At 28.5% G+C, this 20276-nt stretch carries 16 protein-coding genes; 7 read left to right on the top strand and 9 right to left on the bottom strand.

All coding sequences use genetic code 11. The features are described 5' to 3' along the window. Positions 1 to 338: 338 nt before the first annotated feature. A complete protein-coding gene (locus L3J60_RS01820; RefSeq protein WP_291973773.1) occupies positions 339 to 1289 on the bottom strand; it encodes an MlaD family protein in 951 nt (316 codons plus the stop codon). A gap of 56 nt (positions 1290 to 1345) precedes the next feature. Next, a complete protein-coding gene (locus L3J60_RS01825) occupies positions 1346 to 2479 on the bottom strand; it encodes an N-acetylmuramoyl-L-alanine amidase (RefSeq protein WP_291973774.1) in 1134 nt (377 codons plus the stop codon). Between the two features lie 197 nt (positions 2480 to 2676). Here L3J60_RS01825 and L3J60_RS01830 point away from each other — a divergent pair, with 197 nt between their 5' ends. Next, entirely contained in the window at positions 2677 to 5283 is a 2607-nt protein-coding gene (locus tag L3J60_RS01830) for a putative LPS assembly protein LptD (protein WP_291973775.1), read from the top strand. A gap of 33 nt (positions 5284 to 5316) precedes the next feature. Further along, entirely contained in the window at positions 5317 to 5697 is a 381-nt protein-coding gene (locus L3J60_RS01835) for a Rid family detoxifying hydrolase (protein ID WP_291973776.1), read from the top strand. 2 nt (positions 5698 to 5699) lie between these two features. Here L3J60_RS01835 and L3J60_RS01840 read toward each other — a convergent pair whose 3' ends face one another. From L3J60_RS01840 to L3J60_RS01865, 6 genes are all read right to left on the bottom strand, one after another. Then, on the bottom strand, positions 5700 to 6062 hold the full coding sequence (locus L3J60_RS01840) for a methylglyoxal synthase (RefSeq protein ID WP_291973777.1): 363 nt from the start codon (positions 6060 to 6062) through the stop codon (positions 5700 to 5702). A gap of 229 nt (positions 6063 to 6291) precedes the next feature. Continuing rightward, entirely contained in the window at positions 6292 to 7284 is a 993-nt protein-coding gene (gene gap / locus L3J60_RS01845; RefSeq protein WP_291973778.1) for a type I glyceraldehyde-3-phosphate dehydrogenase, read from the bottom strand. A 7-nt stretch (positions 7285 to 7291) separates the two neighbouring features. Beyond that, positions 7292 to 7831 (bottom strand): hypothetical protein, encoded by a 540-nt coding sequence (locus L3J60_RS01850; RefSeq protein ID WP_291973779.1) that lies wholly within the window; start codon positions 7829 to 7831, stop codon positions 7292 to 7294. Between the two features lies 1 nt (position 7832). Beyond that, entirely contained in the window at positions 7833 to 8819 is a 987-nt protein-coding gene (gene pfkA / locus L3J60_RS01855; RefSeq protein WP_291973780.1) for a 6-phosphofructokinase, read from the bottom strand. A 119-nt stretch (positions 8820 to 8938) separates the two neighbouring features. After that, positions 8939 to 9841 carry a sugar phosphate nucleotidyltransferase gene (locus L3J60_RS01860; protein ID WP_291973781.1) on the bottom strand — a complete coding sequence of 301 codons (903 nt, stop codon included), beginning with the start codon at positions 9839 to 9841 and terminating at the stop codon, positions 8939 to 8941. Then, positions 9834 to 14261, bottom strand: coding sequence for a translocation/assembly module TamB domain-containing protein (locus L3J60_RS01865; RefSeq protein ID WP_291973782.1), 4428 nt, complete (start codon positions 14259 to 14261; stop codon positions 9834 to 9836). The genes L3J60_RS01860 and L3J60_RS01865 overlap by 8 nt, the downstream gene beginning before the upstream one ends. A 94-nt stretch (positions 14262 to 14355) precedes the next feature. Between L3J60_RS01865 and tsaD the strand changes: the two genes are divergently transcribed. Continuing rightward, entirely contained in the window at positions 14356 to 15390 is a 1035-nt protein-coding gene (tsaD, locus tag L3J60_RS01870; RefSeq protein ID WP_291973783.1) for a tRNA (adenosine(37)-N6)-threonylcarbamoyltransferase complex transferase subunit TsaD, read from the top strand. Positions 15391 to 15417: 27 nt separating this feature from the next. Here tsaD and L3J60_RS01875 read toward each other — a convergent pair whose 3' ends face one another. Continuing rightward, entirely contained in the window at positions 15418 to 16728 is a 1311-nt protein-coding gene (locus tag L3J60_RS01875; RefSeq protein ID WP_291973784.1) for a dihydrolipoamide acetyltransferase family protein, read from the bottom strand. A gap of 383 nt (positions 16729 to 17111) precedes the next feature. On the opposite strand from L3J60_RS01875, the gene L3J60_RS01880 reads away from it, so the two are divergent. The 4 genes from L3J60_RS01880 (at position 17112) to L3J60_RS01895 (ending at position 20274) form a co-directional block, all read left to right on the top strand. Then, positions 17112 to 18215, top strand: a complete 1104-nt coding sequence (locus L3J60_RS01880; protein ID WP_291973785.1) for a hypothetical protein — start codon at positions 17112 to 17114, stop codon at positions 18213 to 18215. Between the two features lie 98 nt (positions 18216 to 18313). After that, the gene (locus L3J60_RS01885; protein WP_291973786.1) at positions 18314 to 18697 is read left to right on the top strand and encodes a hypothetical protein; all 384 of its coding nucleotides are present in this window, start codon (positions 18314 to 18316) and stop codon (positions 18695 to 18697) included. 16 nt (positions 18698 to 18713) lie between these two features. Continuing rightward, positions 18714 to 19559, top strand: a complete 846-nt coding sequence (locus L3J60_RS01890; RefSeq protein WP_291973787.1) for a DUF5777 family beta-barrel protein — start codon at positions 18714 to 18716, stop codon at positions 19557 to 19559. Between the two features lie 442 nt (positions 19560 to 20001). Further along, positions 20002 to 20274 carry a hypothetical protein gene (locus L3J60_RS01895; RefSeq protein WP_291973788.1) on the top strand — a complete coding sequence of 91 codons (273 nt, stop codon included), beginning with the start codon at positions 20002 to 20004 and terminating at the stop codon, positions 20272 to 20274. Positions 20275 to 20276 lie beyond the last annotated feature (2 nt).

Below are 20276 nucleotides of genomic sequence, written 5' to 3' on the forward strand. Positions count from 1 at the left end.
CTTTACTAATTTGCTCATCTTTTACATAATAATTGTTACATAATAACATTTTATCAAGTGTTTAAAATACGCCTTGATAATTTAGTAAAGCAAAAATTATATAATGACCCGTTGTGCATTTTGATAAAATTTAGTCAATTCGAGTGAATTTTAGCATTTTTAGGCTTAAAATTAGTATCGAGAATAGGTTTTTTATTTAAAAACAAATGTTCTCGATACAATTTTTTATCAGTTTGCTAATCTAAAGGAACTGACCTAATAGTATGTTTAAAGAGTCAAAATGTACAACGAGTTATAATGTTTTTTTTAATTAGCTTTAAATTAATTTAAACTAGCAGTTATTCGGTGGTTGGTTTATAGCCTTTATCTTTTTTACCAAACAATGAAAAATGTACATAACGTTTCGGATGTAATTTCATATCACGCAATAATTCTTCCAATTCTTTAGATGCATTGGTTAAATTACTATATAAACTTTCATCTTTTACTAATTTCCCCAAACTACCTTTACCAGAATTAATTTCAGCTAAAACTCCGTTTAAATTAGTTATGGTAGTTTGTAATTTTTTAACAGTTGCTCCTAAGTTTGCATTTACTAAAGTATCAGATAACTTTTCAAAATTGGAAGTCATTAATGCTACATTTGAAAAAGTTTTATCTAATTTTTCTTTATTATCAGATACTAAAAGACTTAAATTTTTAGAAGCAGCATGAAAATTAGCCAAAGTTGCATTTAATTGAGCCATACTTTGTTTAATATTAATTCTAGTTTTAGCATCCACAATATTATTTAAATTGCCTAAAAGTGAATCTACTTTTACAATAACATTTTCTATTTTTGCCTGTAATGGGTTTAGTTTTTCGGTAACTGTTGAAAAAATATCTGATTCTATTTCTCCTTTTAAATAATCACCTGGTTTTGCCATTTCACCATCGTAGGATGGCACTACGGCTAATGATTTTCCTCCCATTAAGCTAGCACTATATATTTTAGCAATACTTTTTTTAGAAAATTGAAAATCATTTAAAATGCTAAACTCTACAATTAATTGTCCTCTTTTTTTTGGATCTTTGTTAAAGGTTATATCAATTACTTTACCTACATCTACCCCATTAATTGTAACTACACTAGAAGTATTTAACCCGCGAACATTATTATATTCCGTAAAATAAGTGTTGATTTTTCCATCAAACAAATTTGTACCTTTTAAGTAGTTGTAACCCCAAATAAATAGTGCTATTACAACAATTGCAAATATTCCCGTTTTTAATTCTCTAGTAATTTTCAAATCGTATTTTTTATAATTACAATATTACTAATTATTTTTGTAGTGTTAGCTTCAATTTATGATTTACCTAAAACTTTTTGTAATGAAATTCTTTTTCCATTTTTGAATGCCACAATAAATGCAGATTTATATCCTTTTGTTTTAGCATAATGTTGTTTTGCTTTAACCTTCTTAAAGTTAGGCGTACTACCAATATAATATTTGTAAGTATGCCCTACTTTAATTCTTTCAATATTTTTAATTCCTTTAAAATTATAAGATTTTGTTGCAAGTTTCCTAGCTCCAGCTGCTATTTGGACTTTATAAATTATATCTAAATTTGGTGTTCTTTGTTTAGATTTAAGCTTTTTTTTATCAATAATTTTAGGAATATCGCTTTCAGCTACACTATTAAGTGTTAATTGATTTTTGTATTGAATAATATCTTTATAAATGGAGGTTGCAATTTTTTTACTTCCACCAATAGAATTTAAAAAAGGACCTTCAATTTTATTAGTGATAAACCCTGTTTCAATTAAAACACTTGGCATATAGGTTTGATATAGCACTACAAAACCAGCTTGTTTAACACCTCTATCCTTCCTTTTTAATTCATTTTTAAAACGTTTTTGAATTATGCTTGCTAATTGAATACTTTGATCTAAATATTCTTCTTGCATTAAGGTGATTCCAATAATAGATTCTGGTTTATTAGGATTAAAGCCATTATATTTTTCCTTATAATTTTTTTCTAATAATATTACGGAGTTTTCAGATTTTGCAATTTCAAAGTTTTGTTTATTTGCATGTATTCCTAAAACCCAAGTTTCAGCACCATACGCTTGTGAGCTATGAGCGTTACAATGTATAGAAATAAATAAATCTGCATTTGCTCTATTGGCAATACTTCCTCTTTCCCATAAATCTACAAAAACATCTGTTTTTCTAGTATAAATTACTTTTATGTGTTTTTCTTTTTCTAATAATTTACCAATTTGTAAAACAATTTTTAAAGCAATATTTTTTTCTTTGATATTTCTATAACCTACTTTACCTGGATCTTTTCCTCCATGACCTGCATCTAAAACAACTACAAAATCTTTTTTTTGTGCAAAAATGGTTGTTTCATTAAATAGAAAGAGAGTAAAAAACAGAAATGAAAAAAATATTTTCGTTGTTATTTTAAATTTATAAAAGTGTTGTGAATTCATTAATTATTTTAGTTATTTTTGGCTTTTTAAATTTGGTGTTACAATTATTGAACCATACATTTACAAAGTAACAATTATAAGGGTTTATAATTAATAAGCTAAGGTATAAAACTTATATTTGCAACCCAAATTAAATACTGTTTTTTAAAAAAAATATTATTAAAAACAACATAAAAAATATTCACTTTAAATTTATAATGGTTACGCTATTTTGCTGTTTCCAAACCTATTTGTATTCGCAAAAAACAAAGATTAGTTTTTCTAAAGATTCATTAAAAATTAGCACAAAAGATTCTCTTATTATAAAAACAAAAGACACCATTAAAGTAAAAGATACCATTGCAAAACCTAAAGAGCTTTTAGAAGGAATTATAGAACACAGTGCAGATAGTTTAATTAGGCAAGATATTAAAAATAATAAAATTATAATGTATAAAAATGCACACGTACATTATAAAGATATTGATTTAACTGCTGGTTATATTGAAATAAATAACAACAACAATGTTGTTACGGCAAAAGGCATTAAAGATTCTGTTGGAGTTTATCAAGAAAAACCTGTTTTTAAACAAGGCGGACAAGAAACTCAACAAGATTCAATAGCCTTTAATTTTGAAACTGAAAAAGCTAAAATTTGGGGTTTACGCACTGAACAACAAGGAGTTATAATAAGAGGTGAAACTACAAAAAAGGAAAATGATTCAACTATTTTTGTTAGAAACATAAAATTTACAACTTCTGAAAAAGAAAAACCAGATTACTATATAAAAACTAATAAAGCCAAAATTGTACCCAATAAAAAATTGGTAATTGGACTTAGTAATTTAGTGATTTCAGATGTGCCAACACCACTCTTTATCCCATTTGCCTACATTCCATTAACCAAAGGAACTATGTCTGGGTTTTTAATGCCAACTTGGGGGGAAAACAATCGACAAGGTTATTTTTTACAAAATGGCGGGTATTATTTAGCTATTAATGATTATGCAGACCTAGCACTGCTAGGCGATGTTTACACCAACGGAAGTTGGGGAATAAGAGCCCAATCAAATTATGCTGTTCGCTATAAATTCAGTGGTAATTTCAGTTTCAGGTACGAAAATTTAATAAATAGTTTACGGGGTTTTAGCGATTACTCCAAAACAACTAATTATAATATTAGATGGAGTCATAGTCAAGATACCAAAGCAAGTCCAAATTCTAGGTTTTCGGCATCGGTAAATTTAGGAAGTAGTAAATATTATAGAGAATCTTTAAATGAATATAATTCAAATGCATTTTTAAACAACACCCTTAGTTCTTCTATTTCATTTTACAAAAAATTTGTTGGTACACCTTTTAACTTATCCCTTTCTGTTACACATTCTCAAAATACTAATACAGAAAAAATTATAATGTCATTGCCATCTCTACAAATAAATATGGATCGAATTTACCCTTTTGTATCTAAAACAGGTGCAAAAAAAAATGCATTACAAAAACTTGGAGTAACCTATTCGTTAAAAGGAGATAATAAAATTAATACTTCCGATAAATTCTTCTTAAAAAAAGAGATGTTTAATACTGCAAAATCTGGAATTCAACAAAATGCCACTTTTAGCACAAATATGAAAGTATTAAAATACTTTACCCTATCACCTAATGCAAACTATAAAGAAGTTTGGAATTTTAATAAAATAAGCAAAACCTATAATGCCACTGAAAATACCGTAGTTACCGATACCATTAACGGATTTAATGCTTTTAGAGAATACTCGGCTGGTGTTTCCTTAACTACTACCGTTTATGGAATGCTGAAATTTAAAAAAGGAAGATTACAAGCCATCCGCCATGTAATGCGACCAAGTATTTCCTATGGTTATAAACCAGATTTTAGTAAATATTATGAAGAAGTTCAGCAAAGTGCTGATCCTAATGATTTGCTAGAATATTCTCCATTCGCAAACGGAATTTATGGAAGCCCAAGTAGAAGCTTATCTAATAGCTTAAATTTTTCGCTTAACAATACTTTAGAAGCTAAAGTGATGCCTAAAGACTCCACAGATACCAAGCCAAAAAAAATAACATTAATTAACAATTTAAACTTTTCAACCAGTTATAATATGGCTGCAGATTCCTTAAAATGGAGTCCAGTCAGAATGACTGCAGGTACAGATTTTTTCAATAAAAAACTGCGTTTAAATTTAAATGCAACACTTGATCCATATGCGATTAATGCTTCCGGAACAAGGATAAACACCTTTAATATTAATAATGGAGGAAGTTTATTTAGACTTACCAATGCTGGTTTAACAATGAATTATTCTTTATCCAGTAAAAAATCTAAAGGGAAAGAAAATAGTAAACAACAAAATGCTAATGCTAATAATTCCGATGGAATTTTTGGGGAAAATTTAAATGTAAGTAATAGTTTAAATAATAACGAAGACTCTGAGCCTAAAATAAAATCTGCTAAATTATACAATGCTACTTTTCCTTGGACGCTGAAACTAGCCTATTCGTTAAATTATGTAAACTCAAGGCGACAAAATGAAATTTCATCAAACTCCTTAATGTTTTCTGGTGATGTTGAATTAACTCCGAAATGGAAAGTAGGATTTTCATCAGGTTATGATATTAAAAATCAAGGTTTTACATATACGCAATTACGCTTTTCTCGTGATTTAGATAGCTGGAAACTGAACTTTAATTGGGTGCCTTTTGGAACAAGACAAACGTATTATTTCTTTATAGGAGTAAAATCATCTATGCTTAGTGATTTAAAATACGATAAAAGACAAGTGCCAGACCGAAGACTTTTTTAACTTCTAATTTTTAATTTAAAACAATTTTATATTATGAAAAAAATTATAGCTACCAAACAAGCTCCAGCTCCAATTGGACCATATAACCAAGCGGTTTTAGCAAATAACACGTTGTATATTTCAGGTCAAATTGCTTTAAATCCTAAAACCAACTCATTAGTGTTAAGTTCTATTGAAGAAGAAACTAAACAAGTAATGGAAAATTTAAAAGCTATTTTAAATGTAGAAAATTTAACTTTTGAAAACGTAATAAAATCTTCTATCTTTATTTCAGATATGAATAATTTTGGCATTATAAATCAGGTTTATGGAAGTTATTTTAATGCTGAAACTGCACCTGCAAGAGAAACCGTTGAAGTTGCACAATTACCTAAATCGGTAAATGTTGAAATTTCAATGATTGCCGTAAAATAAATTTATACTGATTTTATTAATAATTCTGCTGTTGCAGGATTAGTTGCTAACGGAACATTATGCACATCACACAAACGCATTAACATAGCAATATCTGGTTCATGTGGATGTCTATCTAATGGATCTCTAAAAAAGAATACCATATTAGTAAGCCCTTCGGCAACTCTTGCTGCAATTTGAGCATCACCACCATAAGGTCCTGATAAATATTTTGTAACTACAAAACCTGCTTTTTCGGCATTTTTACCTGTAGTTCCTGTTGCTACTAAATGAATATCTTTAGCTAATAAAACAGCCTTAAAATCCATTAAAAATTGAATCATTTCTGCTTTTTTGCCGTCATGTGCTATTATTGCTATTTCCATAATTTAAAGATAAAAAATTAATTAACTTGTTGTGCATTTTACACTTTAAAATTACTATTACGTAAGTTTGAGCTTGTCTGATGGCAAGGCAGGTAATTTTTGATAAAAAATGGTATCGAAAACATCTGTTTTTAAATAAAAAACCTATTCTCGATACTAATTTTAAGCCTAAAAAGGCTAAAATTCGCTCAAATTGACAAAATTTTATCAAAATGTACAACGGGGTTAATTATAAAGCCTCTGAATATTCAATTAAATCTACAATTTTAGTGGCGTAACCAAATTCATTATCATACCAGCTAATTAATTTATAAAAATTAGGATTTAATTCTAAACCCGCTTTAGCATCAAAAACCGAAGTTCTGGGTTCAGAAACAAAATCTTGTGATACTACTTCATCTTCAGTATATCCCATAATTCCTTTGTATTCATTTTCAGAAGCCTCTTTAATCGTTTTTGCAATTTCAGCATAACTTGTCGCTTTTTTTAACCGAACCGTTAAATCTACTAAAGAAACATCTACCGTTGGCACCCTAACTGCCATTGCTAATAATTTTCCTTTTAGTTCAGGCATTATTGTAGTAACTGCTGAAGCTGCATTAGTAGTTGTAGGAATTATATTATTTATGGCAGACCTACCTCGCCTCCATTTTTTATTTGGACCATCTACTGTACTTTGACTAGTGGTTGCAGCATGAACAGTAGTAACTAAACCTTCTACAATACCAAATTTTTCATTTAAGATTTTTGCAATAGGAGCTAAACAATTAGTAGTACAAGAAGCATTTGAGAAAACAAGTTCGTCTTTAGATAAATCGGTATGATTTACTCCCATCACAAACATTGGTGCATTTTTAGAAGGACCAGAAATCACTACCTTTTTAGCACCACTTTTAATATGCAGTTTTGCTTTTTCTTTATCTGTAAATAAACCTGTAGATTCAATTACATAATCAACATCTACTTGTTTCCAATTAATATTTTCTGGTTTTTTTTCAGAGGTAATTCTTATAAATTTACCATTTACTACTAAAAAATTATCTTTAACTTCAATAGTTCCTTTAAATCTGCCGTGAACAGAATCGTATTTTAATAAATAAGCTAGGTGATTAATATCTAATAAATCGTTTATAGCAACAACTTCAATATTTTTTCTAAAAAAAGCAGATCTGAAAGCAATTCTACCAATTCTTCCAAAACCATTAATTCCTATTTTAATCATTGATTTTTTATTGATATTCTTTTTGAAGTTTTTCTTGACCTAAATGCAGTAGAAATTTACTACTGTATTTTTTATCCTTTTGTTTAGAATCTAATAATAATTTATTGTTGCGATAATATAAGGTTCTTTGGTAAGTTCTAGCTTTTTTAGTTTTAGAAGGTAATAGTTCATTAATTCTAATAAATACTAAATGATTATTTTGGTAATAAAAGGACTTTAGTTTAATAAAATTATGTTCTAAAAAATCTATATATTTTACTTTAATAATCTCATTATTTCTATAAATAACTCTCTTTTTAGCTATATTTCTTTTAAATCCTTTAGAAACATTTATGGATTTTATTTCTTTATCTGTAAAAAAATCAGTGTCCTTTGAAGATTTATTTATATGAGAAACGTAAGTATTAATAAAATTTATATAATCAGTTTTTTCGGCTGTAAAATTAATTTCTTCAACAGTATCTTGAGCTTCATCTTGAGCATAAGTTATGCTTTGGCTAAACCAATTTATGAAAATAAATATAATTAAATAATACTTTTTTTTCATTTTAAATGGACATTATATCACTTACTCGTAATAACTCTTTATTAATATGATGTTCTCCTTTTACAGCTTTATTTAATTCGGTAGTTTCAATTTTATTATTCATTAAACCCACCATTAAATTAGATTTTCCATCTAATAATAGTTCTACAGATTTTACACCTAACCTACTTGCTAAAACTCTATCAAAACAACTTGGACTACCACCACGTTGCATATGTCCTAAAACAGAAACTCGTACTTCATATTCAGGTAAATTTTCTTCTACATAATTTGCAAGTTCAAATACATTTTTACCAATTTTATCGCCTTCAGCAACTACTACAATACTTGATGACTTTCCAGAACGTTTACTTCGTTTTAACGATTCTAACAGGCGATCTAAGCCTAAATTTTCTTCAGGAATTAAAATTTCTTCTGCTCCAGAACCAACACCTGAATTTAATGCGATAAACCCGGCATCTCTACCCATTACCTCCACAAAAAACAATCGATTATGAGAACTTGCAGTATCTCTAATTTTATCAATTGCTTCTACCACTGTATTTAAAGCGGTATCAAAACCTATAGTTGAATTTGTACCAAAAATATCATTGTCAATAGTACATGGAATACCAATGCATGGAAATTGATATTCTTTATTGAAAATCATTCCTCCAGTAAAAGTTCCATCTCCACCAATTAAAACCATGGCATCAATTTGTTTATTTTGCAATTGCTGATATGCTTTTTCTCTGCCTTTTTTAGTTTTAAAATCTTCCGATCTAGCAGTTTTTAAAATAGTACCTCCTCTATTTATAGTATTGTTGACATTACGTGCAGTTAATGCAGTAAAATCACCTTCTATTAATCCTTGAAATCCACGATAAACACCAACACATTCTACATTATAATAGGAACAAGCTCTAACCACAGCCCTAATGGCTGCGTTCATTCCTGGTGCATCACCACCAGAAGTCATTACTCCTATTTTTTTAATTTTATTTCTCATAAAGGAAATGCAAAATTATAACTTAATTTTTAATTTAAGATAAATTCAGGATTAATTTTTGATTCTCTTTAATTTTTTAGGGACTATAAATCAAAAACAAACAGCTTAAAATCAATTATTTACCATAAGTTTTTTGGATAAACTTTTGATTCTTTAAGTTTATTAATTTCTGAAGTTACATAGGCTTTATCTTGCTTATAAGTTACCCCAAACCAACGAGCATTTGAAGTAAGCACTTCCATAGTAGCTAGTTTATTTACTATAACATGATTTACTACCAGTGGAATAAAAAATTCTGTTTTTGGATTTTTATAATTGGTAGCCAAAAACTCTTCAAAAAGTGAGGCTGAAATATCAAAATACGTAGGTGTAAAACCGAAGAAGTTCATAGAAACAATGGTGTTTTCATCAATTTCAATTAATTCTTCATTTTCATTTTTATATTTTAACACGCCATCTATTTTTTCAATATGTGTTCTTTCGGTTATGCCAGTTAAAAAATTATGATTATCAACTTTACATTCGCCACGAGAAACAAATCCATAATCTGAAACCGTGTTTTTTAACACGTAACCCATCATAGAAAAGTTATTGGAAGTTTTATCGGTTTTTATTAATTTATTTGCCATTACTTCAAAAGCTTCTTTTCCATAGAAATCATCAGCATTTATAACTGCAAAATTTTCAGAAACCACATTTTTTGCCATCAATAGTGCATGAGCTGTTCCCCAAGGTTTTTGTCTTTGGTTGTCTTTATATTTTTCAGGAATATCTTCAATTTCTTGAAAAACATAGACTACTTTAATTTTACCTTCTAATTTTGGATTAAAAAAAGCTTTAAATTCATCTTCTATACTTTTTCTAATGATAAAAACAATTTTACCAAAACCTGCTTGTATGGCATCAAAAATAGAAAAATCTAAAATAGTATCTCCTTGTTCTGTAAATGTATCTAATTGTTTTAATCCTCCATAGCGACTGCCAATTCCTGCAGCCAACACTACCAATGTTGGTTTATTCATTTTTGTTGATTTTGTTTTTAAAGTTTATCAATTTTTGTTTGATTATAAAAGTATCTAATCTTTTTTTAATACTTGTTGTATCTTTTATTTTTTTCTTTCTAAGTCCAAGTTTTTCCAATAATTCTTTTCCATTATTAAAGTCTATTTGATAATTTAACCCTACGCCTTGTGTATAACCTTCTTCTTCATCTGTATATTGAATTTCATTCTGACGATTAAAAATAGAAGATCGTAAGGTTCCTTCTTGATTTAGTAAAAATTCAATATTAACTTCACCTATTACGCTAGACTGTTTTTTAGAACCAATGGGAACTCCAACTTTTCCGTTAATTAAAATTCTATCATTTACTTGATAATCTAAAGCTAAGGCTAATTGATCATCAATATTTAGGTTGTCAACTTTATTTTTTTCTCCTACAGTATAAACAGGTTTTAGTTTAAACTTGCTATCTGCTTTATTAAAAATATTATCAAAAGCATTTGATAACATGTCAAAACCTGTTCCGTAAACAAAACCACTGGTATTTGCTCCAAAATTATTTTCATTATAAAAAGCTCCTGAGGCTAACAAAGAGACAAAATTCCTTATTTTAATATTTTTATCACTATTATTAAGTTTAAAAGCAAGTTCTGAGGCAACTGTTGAGCTAGAGTTTGGTATTTCAATATCAAAACTGCGTTTTGAATTAAACAATTCACCCGAAAAACGAGTTGTTAAATCTATTGGAATTTTACGATTTGTGGTAATGTTTTCTAATAAGGATTTTGGATTTGCGTAAACTTTATAAACTGCTTCTATATTAATTTCGGCGGTGTATGGATTGCCACTCCAAGAAATGCTTCCTCCTTTTTTAACCGTAAATGGTTTGTTTATAAAACCACCGTACTTAAAATTATAAATTCCGTTATCCACAATAAAATCGCCATACATATCAAATTTATCTTTAGTATCTAGGTTTATTTGCAAATTACCGGTACCACTTCCTTTTAAAAAACTTCTAGTTGCTTTATCTAACACCATTTCTACAACGGCATCTTTGGTTACTTCTAAATTAAAATTAATAGAAAGACCTTTTAGTTTTTCAGATATAAATTCTTTTCTTTTTTTAGAATCATCTACTTTTTTATTGGTGTTAACAAAACGTATTAACTGTGTACTTTCAACGGTTTTTACATCGCTAATAGGAATTACAAAATAAGTTCCTTTATTGGTTTTACCTTCTACATCAATCACCAATTTATCTGTTAACCCGTGTATTCTAGCATTTCCTCCTAAATAACCTGTACCATAATAGAGTGAATTTTCTTTTTCTTTGGTATTTAATACTAATAAATTTTTAGTGTTTATGTTTAAATTCAACTTCCAATTATCAAAATTATGATGCGATAAAGTTCCTGTTAATTTTCCTTTAGTTTGATATGTTTTATCTTTTAAGGTAACATCTTCAAAATTAAAAGTTTGATTTTTTAAACTAATAATACTTGTTCCGTCAAAATTGTAATCCACATTTAAATAAGGAAAATACATTCCTGCTTGATCTAAATACAATTCACCACTCATAGTTGGATTTTCTAATAATCCTGAAAATTTTGTGCTTCCATAAACAAAACCTCTAAAGTTAGTAAAAACATCTTCACCCAAAGGGCTAAAGGCATCTAGTTTAAACTTTTCGAAATCAATATTCATAGCAATGGTTGGCTTTTTAGGCGTAAAATCTACATTACCAACTGCCAATAGTGTTTTTTCATTATTCCGTTCTAAAGAAACATTAACATCATATTTTGTAAGTGAATTTTCACCATTAACTTTTACCTTTAAATTTCCTTGTTTAGATTTATTGATATAAAAATTACTAATTTCAAAATTAGCGGTAGGTCTAATTTGCTTTTTTATTTGCGAATAATTTATAGTTCCGTTTATAGTTCCTTGTAAATTTAAACTATCAATTTTAGGCGTTACATTGGCTAATTGAACATTTTTAAAATTAAATTGGATATTTTTTGAAATGCTATCTGAAATTTTTCCAAAAAAAGATATTTTTTGATTTTTAGAAGATATTGATATTGGTTTTATAAGCGTTTCTTTGGTTTTATTATCAAACACAATTTTATTTTCAATATTATTGGTAGCGTTAATAAACCATTTTTTGTTTTTATACGTAAAATCCGATTTTTTTATTCCAAAAACGGATTGTCTATTGGAATTAAAAGTATGGTAAAAGGATAAATTATATTTTTCGTTATTTTTTATTCCTTCTTTAAACTCTGTTCTAAAAAACAAGGTATCGTTTAAAGTAACATTCACTAATTTAAATTGTTTTATACTATAGTATTTAGAATCAATATTATCTATTAAAACTTGTGTGTTAAAAATCGGATTTTTATTATCAATTTGAACATTTAAGTTTTCAATATCATTTTTAAATGCAATTACTTTTGGAGATTTAATAGTTAACCGAAATAAATTTTTATCAGCTATTATTTTTCCTCTAATGGTAGTATTTGCAGAAAGTTGAACTTCAGGATAAAATATTTCTACAATTTTATTATATATTTTAAAATTGAAATTAATTTTTTGGTTTGGAGAAACCTCAAAAGGTTTGTAATTTGTGTAAATGCTTCCAATGGAATTTCTTACTAATTTAGGCAATTCATTAAATTTAAATTTTCCTTTAATTTTTCCGTTTATAATTTCTGAAGAATTTACTTTAATGGTTCTAATGCTATCTTGAAAAGATGAGGTTATATTAAAATCTTTAAAAAAGTAATCATCTTTTGCATTTGTATATAAAAAGTTTTTAAAATTTATTTTTCCTGCCAAATCATCAATTGAATTGCCTTTTACATTTATATTTATAGCACCTGTAATATTAGCTATACTATCTCTTTTATAAATATTTATAGCATTTAAATTGCAATAATCTATAATGGATTTAAAGTTAAACTGGTAAATATCAGAAGATAAATCGGCCAATCCTTTAAAATTTAATTTAATATTATCATCATTAACTTCTAACGATCCGTTAAAATGCTGATTTTTTACAAGTCCATTTATAGTAATATTTTTATAGGTATATTTATTAAAGTCAATTTTAGAAACAACTCCTTTAACGGAACTATTTATTTTTTCTAATGTAAAACCTGAACCTTCAACATCTCCATCCGCAGATATTTTTTGTACAGATGAATTATTTAACAATTCTCCTAAATTAAAATCGAAACATTTAATATTTCCTTTATAGGACGCATCATCAATATTTTCAATATTGGTAAGTTCTAAATTTGCGGCTACCTCGCCCAAATCTGAATTAATGGAAACATCTGCATCAATTAAACTGTTTGTAATATAAGTGGTGCCAACTAACGTAAATCGCCCTAATTTTTTAAATGATGATGGTAATTTATCTCCTAAAATATTAGGCAACAACATTTTTAAATGATTATAGTTTGAGGTTAAATTGGTCAAATTTCCTTTTAAAGAAAATCCGTTTTCTTGGTTGAACGAATTTTTTAATAAAAGTGTTCCATTAATTATTGCATTTTCATCACTTTTTAATTTTAAGTTTTTAGCCGTAAAATTATTTAACTGACCTTCTATTTCTGTAGTAAAATGCAACACATCTTTTGTTCCTAATTCATTATAAAAATGTTTTAAATCTAACATAGAAACATCTGCTTTTTTAATATTTGCAGTTAAGTTTACCTTATTATTAAAATCTGAAAAATCTTCTCGTTTATAATTAAATTCAATATCCCCAATAATTTTTGAAGTTTTAGTATGCAATACCGTGTTTTTAAACTTCATCTGTTTTTTAGTGTAAGTAAATTCACTAGCCAAACTTGTAATTAATAAGCCATGATTTTCAATAAAAGATAAATCAATAATATTAGTAGAAACATTTGGACCTTGAATAACAAAATCTGTAGAATTTCCTAAAATACTTTTAAAATCGAGTGGTTTTTCATCTACATTTTCATCATAAACAGAAACAAATCCGTTATTAAAATGCAGTTTTGTTGCGGTTAGTAAAAAACCGGAAGGTTTACCTGTAGATTTTCCATCGTCAAATTTATCCACAAAAATGGTAAGTGCATCATCTTGTTCTCCCTTATACGTTTTTATAAAAAGTTTAAAATCACTTAATGAAATAGTGCCAAATTCCATTTTGTTATTTAACATTTTTCGAAGACTTAAAATGGAAGTTGTTAATTTTTTAGCGAAAATTAAAGTATCATTATGATGATCTTTTATGTAAACATCTTTTAGCTGAACTTTTCCTAAAAAGGATAAATCTACTTTATTCACATTAATTGCAACATTAAACTCTTTTTGCAAATACGATGTTGCTTTATCTCCTAATTTAGTTTGAATGGAAGGAATAGATAACAGAATGCTGACCACCAAAAATAGCAGCAACAAAATGCCTAAAATTTTAACTAGTATTTTTTTAGTTCGTTTGATAAACCCTAAATTTGCATTTCAATGGCAATTATTATGCCTTTGTTATTAATTAATGAACAAAAATAAATTAATTTATATTCTTGGTATTGAATCGTCTTGTGATGATACTAGTGCTTCTGTTATTTGTAACGGAAAAATACTATCAAATGTTATTGCTAGTCAAGAAATTCATGCCAAATATGGTGGCGTTGTTCCCGAATTAGCTTCACGTGCACATCAACAAAATATTGTTCCTGTTGTTCAACAAGCAATTCAACAGGCAAATATCGACAAAAAAGACTTAAATGCCATAGCTTTTACACGTGGACCTGGATTAATGGGTTCATTATTGGTTGGTTCATCATTTGCAAAGTCACTTTCCTTAGCGTTAAACATTCCGTTAATCCCTGTAAATCATATGCAAGGACATATTTTAGCTCATTTTATTGATACTAAAAATCATCAAAAACCAACCTTTCCTTTTTTGTGTTTAACTATTAGTGGTGGACATACTCAAATTGTTAAAATTTCTGATTATTTTTCTATGGAAGTTTTAGGGGAAACCTTAGATGATGCCGTAGGCGAAGCCTTTGATAAATCTGCTAAAATTTTAGGATTACCTTATCCTGGCGGTCCTTTAATTGATAAACACGCAAAACTTGGAAACCCTAACGCATTTAAATTTACTAAACCCAAAGTAGCTAATTTAAATTTTAGTTTTAGCGGATTAAAAACAGGTATCTTATATTTTATTCAGAAAAAAGTAAAAGAAAATCCAAATTTTATTAAGGAAAATCTAAATGATATTTGTGCTTCTATCCAAAAAACCATTGTAGAAATTTTATTTGATAAATTAAAATTGGCCGTTAAACAAACCGGAATTAATCAAATTGCTATAGCAGGTGGCGTAAGTGCTAATTCAGAAATTAGAAACGATTTAAAAGCTACTGAAGAAAAATTTGGATGGACAACCTATATCCCAAAATTTGAATTTACTACCGATAATGCCGCAATGATTGCTATTGTTGGATATTTAAAATTTTTAGATAATAATTATGCTGAAATAAAAACTATAGCAACTGCCAGATTAAAAGTTAATGAAAACTAATTTTGCTTTCCTAAAATAATAATAAACTTAAAAACTTGCATTTACATCCCAAGCCTCTAAATCTTCTTTAATAGACTTTATAAACATCCCTCCTAATGCTCCATTAACCACTCTATGATCGTAAGAGTGTGATATAAACATTTTGTGCCTAATTCCTATAAAATCTCCTTCAGGAGTTTCAATAACAGCAGGTACTTTTCTAACAGCACCTAACGCTAAAATAGCAACTTGTGGTTGATTAATTATTGGAGTGCCAAAAACACTTCCAAAACTACCAACATTAGTTACTGTGTAAGTTCCTCCTTGTATTTCATCTGGTTGCAACTGTCCTTTTCTTGCTCTGTTAGCTAAGTCATTCACAGCTTTTGTCATTCCTACCAAATTAAGTTGGTCAGCATTTTTAATAACTGGTACAATTAAATTACCATCGGCTAATGCAGCCGCCATTCCTAAATTTATTGCTTTTCGCTTAATAATTTTATCCCCATCAACTGAAATATTAATCATCGGGAAATCTCTAATTGCTTTAGCCACTGCTTGCATAAAAATAGGTGTGTAAGTTATTTTTTCTCCTTCACGAGCTAAAAACTGATCTTTTACTTTATTTCTCCAAGTTACAATATTGGTAACATCTACTTCAATAAAGGATTGTACATGAGCTGATGTTTGTACTGAAGCTACCATATGATTGGCAATTAATTTTCCCATTCTAGTCATTTCAATTATTTCATCTTCTCCATTAACAGAAACAGTAACTTTTGGTGTTGTTGATATTGGCTTTACAACTTCATTCTCTATAGTTTTTGCCTTTTCAAAAGTAGGTTTAGCATCAACTCTTCCATTCTCAATGTATGCCAAAATATCATTTTTTGTAACTCTATGATCTTTACCTGTACCCACAATGGCTTCTAACTCTTCCATAGAAACACCTTCAGTTTCAGCTATATTACGTACTAAAGGAGAATAAAATTTTCCAGAAGCAGACACTTTTTCAATACTATTATTTTCAATGGCTTCATCAGTATTTTTTTCAAATGTTATTACTTCTTCAATTGAATTAATTATTTCTTCTTCAGGCTCAGTAGTTAAGTCCTCACCAGAAGTTTCAATAACTGCAATGGTTTCTCCAACTTTAACAACAGCATCAGTTTCAAATTTAATTTCTAACAACGTACCTTCTACTTCACTCGGAACTTCAGAATCTACTTTATCAGTGGCAATTTCAACAAGTGTTTCATCTAACTCAACAGTGTCCCCAACATTTTTTAACCACGTTATTATAGTTGCTTCTGCAACACTTTCACCCATTTTTGGAAGCTTTACTTCAAATTTTGCCATTGATTTTTTTTTAGAGTTGCAAATTTACAAAAAAATAAAAGGTATTAAAATTAATAGTTTTAGGATTTAAAAAAAATTAAGTTTTAAGTTCACAAACTTAGATGAATAAAATAATTGTACCTACTGAACCTTTTACTAAGAAGCATACTTTAGTTTTACTTCAATAAAATTATTTTACAACTAATGTAACTAAACTAATGTAACTAAAATAACACTATTTAACCTTGTTAATCAATTAGATTCATTATAAATAGATGTTATTTCGCTGAAACACTGCTTTTTACGAGTTTTTATTTACTGATTTTTATCATTTTTTAAACAATTTATTGTAACTATTTTTACTCCAACATTTAAAACAAATTTTATTAAATAAATATTTTATTATGAAAAATTTTAAATTACTAAGTTTATTGATGTTTCTTATAGCATCTTTTTTATTTATTCAATGTACAAGCGATCCTATCCCTGGTCTACCTGGTGCTAATGGTACTAACGGTGCTGATGGCGTTGCTGGTGCTGATGGCACTACCTCTTGTGTAGCCTGTCACTCTAGCGAACATAGAGATGCAATTGATGCACAGTATGCTATGTCAATACACGGAGTTGAAACAACTATGTACGATGGCAGAAAACTATCACAATATGGAAATCGGGCTGATTGTGCTGCTTGCCATACTAATCAAGGATTTGCCGATAGATTTATACTAGGAGACAATGAATTAGTTGGTCCTTATTCTACAACATCCGATCAAGCAATCTCTTGTACTAGTTGTCATGATGATACAAGTGGTCACCGTTCATTTGATTTTGCTAATGATGGTAACGATTATGCTTTAAGAACTTTAGACCCTGTACAATTAATTATTGATCCTACTATTTCACTTGATAGTCATAATGATAGTGATACTATGGGTTATAGCAATACTTGCATTAACTGTCACCAACCAAGAACTCCTGCCCCTTCAGCTAACGCATTTGGAAACTATGCAGTTACTAGTTCATATTGGGGACCTCACCATGGCCCACAAGGAACTTTCTTATATGGTATAGGTGGAGCAATTTTACCAGGTGCAATGCCAGCTATAGGAGCTGCAGGTCATGCTCAAGGTGCTTCTTGCGTTGCATGTCATATGGGTGAACCAGCAGCAGCTGATGATGGTGGCCATACTTGGAATCCAACCGCAAATGCTTGTTTAAAATGTCATGATGCAGAACCAGAACCAAGTGAAATAATGAATGCTAGTGGTGTTACTTTAGATGCACTTAGAGCTACTTTATTAACTGAATTACAAACTAAAGGTTTAGATTCAACTGGAACTAAATATATTTTTGATGCAACTGGTAAATTACAAACTGGAGTATATCCTGTAAAAGTTTCACAAGCTGCTTTTAACTACATTTTGTTAAATGAAGATAGAAGTAATGGTATCCACAACCCAGAATATGCACTAGATTTAGCTCAAAACTCAATAGACGCATTACAATAATTATTAAAGTAACATTTTTATGTAAAAGTGCATGGAATAAACAATAAATAAAATGCACTTTTACATTCTTTAAAATTTACTCTTAAAAAATATATATAATGAAAAAAATACTTCAAATACTCATTGTGCTAGTAATTGGTTTTTCTTTAAACTCTTGTTATTACGATGATTACCCTGAAATTGCTCCAGATAATGGAGGAGGTAGTACTGCCACTCCAGTTTCATATGCGACAGATATTATGCCATTATGGGCACAATGTGTTGGATGTCATAGCGGAAATACGGCACCAGATTTAAGAGACGCAAATTCATATACCAGCTTATTAAATGGCTATGTAACTCCTAATGATGCAGCAAATAGCATATTATATAAATCTCTTATTGGCAGCGGAGCTCCTCTAATGCCACCTGGATCAAAATGGTCTTCGACTAAAATTAATCTAGTAAAAAATTGGATTAACCAAGGCACATTAAATAATTAACTTTTAGAATATACATATGAAAAATTATATAAAATTATTTCTTATTTTCTTAATTGTTCCTTTTATTACAAACGCACAACAAAAGGATTCAACTAAAGTAAAAGAAAAATTAGAACGATCTGCTTTTGAAGGATCCTCTATAATTGATAATGCTACCAATGTATTGTATCATAAAAACACCTTAGAAGTCCAAATGTCTCACAGATTTGGTGTCATCAATGGTGGTAGTAATGATATGGCTGGTTTTTGGGCTCCTTCAAATATTAGAATTGGATTATCCTATACCGTGCTTGAAAGACTAACTATAGGTTATGGAACCACAAAATTTGATAGATTACAAGATTTTAACTGGAAAGTAGCTTTATTAAGACAAACTAGATCTAATACCATGCCAATTAGTGTAAGTTATTACGGTAATTTAACGGTGAGTGCTCTTAAAAAAGACAACTTTAATTTAAAACAAGATAGATATTCTTATTTTAACCAATTAATTATTGCTAAACGGTTTAGTCCAAATGTATCCTTTCAACTTGCACCAAGTGTTTCCCATTATAACTTAGTGGATAAACCCGCAATGAAAAATGATATGATAGCTATTGCCTTTGGAGGTAGAATAAAAATAAGCCCTCAAACAGCTATTCTATTTGATTATACGCAACCAGTTACACAATTTGATAGTACTCAACCTAAACCTGGAATTAGCATTGCAACAGAATTTTCAACTTCTGGACACGTTTTCCAAATTATTTTAACCAATTATAACGGATTGGTACAACAAAAAAATATTATGTTTAATCAAAATGATTTCTTTAATGGAGATTTTATGATTGGATTTAATATTACTAGATCCTATAATTTCTAATTAGTATTAAAAATTCAAATTAAATTATACTCTCGAGTAGCTCTGTAAAACAAAATGATTTTAATGTTTTTGGTCTTTTTGTTTTACAGTCTATTCTATTCATTTAGAAACACAGCCTCTGCATTTTCTTACCCTTTTATCTTCGCCATTACATCCAATTTTCTATTTCCAAACCTTAATTACTTTTGTAACAATAATTACATATTTTAGTAACAATTATTACACAAAATAATTTAAAATAATTCTAAATAAGATTTATTATTCTCATTCTCAATATCTTATCTTTTTTTTTTAAATGATTAAAATCATACTCTGAAATAAAATATGTATTTACCTTTATGCAAGTTTAATGATTGTTCATATAACATATTTAAACCACTTGAAAAGTTGCTTTACTAAACTAACATGAACAACTTGCACTTGTATCATTAAAATGAAAAAAATGAAAAATAAAACAACGGAAACACGCAAGATTTCAAGAAGAGGAATCTTACCCATAATAGGAGGTGCTTTTTTACTACCACTTCTTGGGTTTAGCAATCCAATTTCAAAAGAAATGTCTATTTCTAATGAAGATAATGAAGAGTTTGAAACCTTGTTAAAACCAGATGGAACCGCCGTTAAAGTTCGAGTAAGTGCTTTAAAAAAAGCAAAAGTAGTTACCAAAAATGTGTCTAATAAATCATTTTTAAACTGGCTTGGCAAAAAACTATAATT

Source organism: Lutibacter sp. (genome assembly GCF_021647475.1).
Classification (GTDB): Bacteria; Bacteroidota; Bacteroidia; order Flavobacteriales; family Flavobacteriaceae; genus Lutibacter.

What these genes read in the sequence shown, in the direction of transcription:
- L3J60_RS01825 (WP_291973774.1), bottom strand. Translation starts at nt 2,479, where the DNA reads ATGAATTCACAACACTTTTATAAATTTAAAATAACAACGAAAATATTT.
- L3J60_RS01830 (WP_291973775.1), top strand. Translation starts at nt 2,677, where the DNA reads ATGGTTACGCTATTTTGCTGTTTCCAAACCTATTTGTATTCGCAAAAA.
- L3J60_RS01835 (WP_291973776.1), top strand. Translation starts at nt 5,317, where the DNA reads ATGAAAAAAATTATAGCTACCAAACAAGCTCCAGCTCCAATTGGACCA.
- L3J60_RS01840 (WP_291973777.1), bottom strand. Translation starts at nt 6,062, where the DNA reads ATGGAAATAGCAATAATAGCACATGACGGCAAAAAAGCAGAAATGATT.
- gap (WP_291973778.1), bottom strand. Translation starts at nt 7,284, where the DNA reads ATGATTAAAATAGGAATTAATGGTTTTGGAAGAATTGGTAGAATTGCT.
- L3J60_RS01850 (WP_291973779.1), bottom strand. Translation starts at nt 7,831, where the DNA reads ATGAAAAAAAAGTATTATTTAATTATATTTATTTTCATAAATTGGTTT.
- pfkA (WP_291973780.1), bottom strand. Translation starts at nt 8,819, where the DNA reads ATGAGAAATAAAATTAAAAAAATAGGAGTAATGACTTCTGGTGGTGAT.
- L3J60_RS01860 (WP_291973781.1), bottom strand. Translation starts at nt 9,841, where the DNA reads ATGAATAAACCAACATTGGTAGTGTTGGCTGCAGGAATTGGCAGTCGC.
- tsaD (WP_291973783.1), top strand. Translation starts at nt 14,356, where the DNA reads ATGAACAAAAATAAATTAATTTATATTCTTGGTATTGAATCGTCTTGT.
- L3J60_RS01875 (WP_291973784.1), bottom strand. Translation starts at nt 16,728, where the DNA reads ATGGCAAAATTTGAAGTAAAGCTTCCAAAAATGGGTGAAAGTGTTGCA.
- L3J60_RS01880 (WP_291973785.1), top strand. Translation starts at nt 17,112, where the DNA reads ATGAAAAATTTTAAATTACTAAGTTTATTGATGTTTCTTATAGCATCT.
- L3J60_RS01885 (WP_291973786.1), top strand. Translation starts at nt 18,314, where the DNA reads ATGAAAAAAATACTTCAAATACTCATTGTGCTAGTAATTGGTTTTTCT.
- L3J60_RS01890 (WP_291973787.1), top strand. Translation starts at nt 18,714, where the DNA reads ATGAAAAATTATATAAAATTATTTCTTATTTTCTTAATTGTTCCTTTT.
- L3J60_RS01895 (WP_291973788.1), top strand. Translation starts at nt 20,002, where the DNA reads ATGAAAAATAAAACAACGGAAACACGCAAGATTTCAAGAAGAGGAATC.